2 protein-coding genes are annotated in these 2,891 nt (G+C 62.3%); one reads left to right on the top strand and one right to left on the bottom strand.

What is annotated here, in order from left to right; translation table 11 throughout:
• Nucleotides 1–261: 261 nt before the first annotated feature.
• Entirely contained in the window at nt 262–1,530 is a 1,269-nt protein-coding gene (locus ABSG20_RS33840) for a TRAFs-binding domain-containing protein (protein ID WP_423868787.1), read from the bottom strand.
• 313 nt (nt 1,531–1,843) lie between these two features.
• Here ABSG20_RS33840 and proC point away from each other — a divergent pair, with 313 nt between their 5' ends.
• Entirely contained in the window at nt 1,844–2,671 is an 828-nt protein-coding gene (proC, locus tag ABSG20_RS33835) for a pyrroline-5-carboxylate reductase (RefSeq protein ID WP_423868786.1), read from the top strand.
• Nucleotides 2,672–2,891 lie beyond the last annotated feature (220 nt).

The raw sequence follows: 2,891 nt of genomic DNA, 5'->3' as shown, positions 1-2,891 counted from the left end.
TTGCGCCGCGAAACGTCTGCAGAAGCCGCGACCTTTCTCTCCACCGTCATGCCCGGGCTTGACCGGAGCCCGTCCATGACAGCGGAAGGGTTATCGCCAAGGCCCGTTGGTATAATCCGACGTCACACGCGGCGCGATGGCGGGTTACGGAATTAAGAATTAAGGTGACGTGCATTTAACTGGATTGAATGCTCGTCTTGGGCATTGTCTGAACTGCTCCCGGTTCTCTAAACAAAAATTCCGCGTCGATAAGTGGATTCGTCAAGGTAATCGGGTTCGAAACGCCGCGTCGATCAGCGCCCGTTGTTCATCGGAGGCACCGAGCGCCTGCAACAGCAGCTTCGCCTGCGCGTGCGAGGATTCGTGGCTCGCGTTGTCGCCGGGCGCCATCACCACCGCTGCCCGATAGAGCGCGGCGGCCTCGGGGTACTTCGCCTGCAGCAGCTGCAACTCCGCGGCGGTTGCTGTCTTCCAATAGTCGTTGGTAATAGGCTTGTCCCCAACGATGTTCTGCACCCGCGCGGCGAGTTGGGCAGCCGTCTCCTTCTCGCCCGCGAGCAGGCTTTTCGATGCCGCGTTTATCCCGGTGTAATAGTCGGTCGGAAACGCCTCGAAGGCCTGGCGGTAGAGATCGCGCGACTTCAAGAGATAAAGGCAATTGCCCGACTGGTTATATCGATCCATCCAAGTGCGGGCGAGAATGCCGAGCGTCTCCGGATCGATCTCTCCCGCCGCATAAAGCTTGCCCAGGAGCAGCTGGGCCTTCATGGTCTGCTGGCTGCGCGCCATTGCGAGGCCGCGCAGCTGCTTGGGGCGCAACGCCTTCGGGAATGCGGCCTCTACGCGGTCCAGCACGGTTGTCGCCTCCGGAATCTTCTTCATCGCGATCAGCCCCTCGGCGACGGCGCATAGCAGCATCGGGGATCCCGCCCACGCGGTGTCGTCGGTTTGTGCCAGCGCGACCAGGGCATCCGCGTCCGCCGCATCGCGCGCCGCCTTGACGCTCAAGAGCCCATCCCTCATCTGCGCATCCACCTCGGCCGCCAACTTGACCGCCGCCGGCGGCAGTGGCTGATCGTTCAAACCATAGAGCAGCGAAAGCAGTCCGGTACCGCCGGGACCCTCGCGCTGATTGGAAAAATCGATCCAAAGCTTCGTGGCGGCGAGTCCCGAAATCTCGGATTCGTCAATCCGCGCGATCACATAGCGGAAGCCCTTCTTCTGGTTCTGCGTGGTCTCCAGCTTGGCGAATTCCTGCTTGCACCACTCCGAATCCTCATAGGAACCGGACCAGATCATGACCGCGCCCGCGCTCGCATCCAATGCTTCCCCGAGTGCAATCGCGAGCGGCGCCGCCGCTGTCAGCACGTACTGATCGAGGAAGACCTTGTAGCCGAGCACGTTCAGGACGTCGTAAAGCGCCAACACCCAGGCCCGATTCACCGACCGGTAGCTGAGAAATACATGCCATTGCTTGCCGGCCGCAAGCGCGCCTGGTTTGGGAGCAAGATCCAACCATCTGTTTGCCATAAGAGATTCTCCCCGAAATGTGAAAAAAATGAATTACGCATCATCAACTGCAAAGTCTTCGCCTGGCGTCCAGTGCCAAACGCTCGCTGCCATCCCAATGACCGCAATATATTCTCAGGACTTCAAAGTGGGTACCGGCTTTTTCTTGGATCGCGAGTCGTGTTTCAATATCCGGATACCCGAGGCAAGAGAAGGCCACTTCCCCGACAAGCTCCTCATAGCACCGCATCCTTGACTTATCATGCCCGGGCTTGTCTTGGACAAGCCCGGCCATGACAAGCTATGTTGCCGGCAATGACCATCGGGATACGCCATGAACAACACCCAACCGCTTGCGCAGATCCAGCGCCCGATCATGCTCGCCGGCGCGGGGAAAATGGGCGGCGCGATGTTGTCGGGCTGGCTGGCACGGGGATTGGAGCCGCGCGGCGTCAGCGTGATCGAGCCCGATCCCAGCGACGATATCCGCGCGCTGGTGACAAAGGGCGTTCGCCTCAATCCATCGCCCGGCGAGACCGGCAACGTGGCCACGCTTGTGGTGGCGCTGAAGCCGCAGATGTTTCGAGAAGCCGGCGCCGGCCTGAAGGCGTTTGCCGGCCCATCGACGCTGGTGGTCTCGATCATGGCGGGCACCCCTATTGCTGCGATCGAACAGGTCTGCGGCGGCGCCGTGGTTCGTGCCATGCCCAATACGCCGGCTGCGATCGGCCGCGGCATCACGGTTGCGGTCGCGGCGACCAATGTCAGCGGTTCGCAGCGCGAGGTCGCCGACGCGCTGCTGCGCGCCACCGGATCGGTCGAGTGGATCGACGACGAGCAATTGATGGACGCGGTGACCGCGGTCTCCGGGTCAGGACCGGCCTATGTTTTTCTGCTCGCCGAGGAACTGGCACGGGCCGGTGTCGCGGCCGGCCTGCCGGCCGGACTTGCCGAAAAACTCGCGCGCGAAACCGTCGCGGGCTCCGGCGAATTGCTGCATCGTTCGCAATCCCCCGCCGCGACGCTGCGCCAGAACGTCACCTCACCCGGCGGCACCACGGCGGCGGCGCTGGGCGTGTTGATGGGACCTGACGGCCTGCAGCAGATCATGATGCGCGCCGTCGCCGCGGCGACAAGGCGATCGAGAGAGCTGGCGAAATAAGCCAGCCTTCAAAACTATTGGTGAGGCTGCCACATGGGCAGCCTCACCCATGCCTTGATGTTATCCCCCCACCCCGCCGCCTGCCCCATCATGGGGACTCATCCCAAGGTGGAGATGAAACGACGAAGCTCACGCCCATCCCGAACTCACGTGTGGGCTCCCGACCGGTCTTGAACCAGCGTTGTGCGATCTCGGCGTTCGTGGCACAGCGCTCGAGCCA

The sequence above is a fragment of the Bradyrhizobium sp. genome, from assembly GCF_049512235.1.
In the GTDB taxonomy this organism is placed as follows: domain Bacteria; phylum Pseudomonadota; class Alphaproteobacteria; order Rhizobiales; family Xanthobacteraceae; genus Bradyrhizobium.
The sequence above is the reverse complement of the archived record's forward strand: the minus strand, read 5'-3'. Positions and strand labels throughout refer to the sequence as shown.

What these genes read in the sequence shown, in the direction of transcription:
- ABSG20_RS33840 (WP_423868787.1), bottom strand. Translation starts at nt 1,530, where the DNA reads ATGGCAAACAGATGGTTGGATCTTGCTCCCAAACCAGGCGCGCTTGCG.
- proC (WP_423868786.1), top strand. Translation starts at nt 1,844, where the DNA reads ATGAACAACACCCAACCGCTTGCGCAGATCCAGCGCCCGATCATGCTC.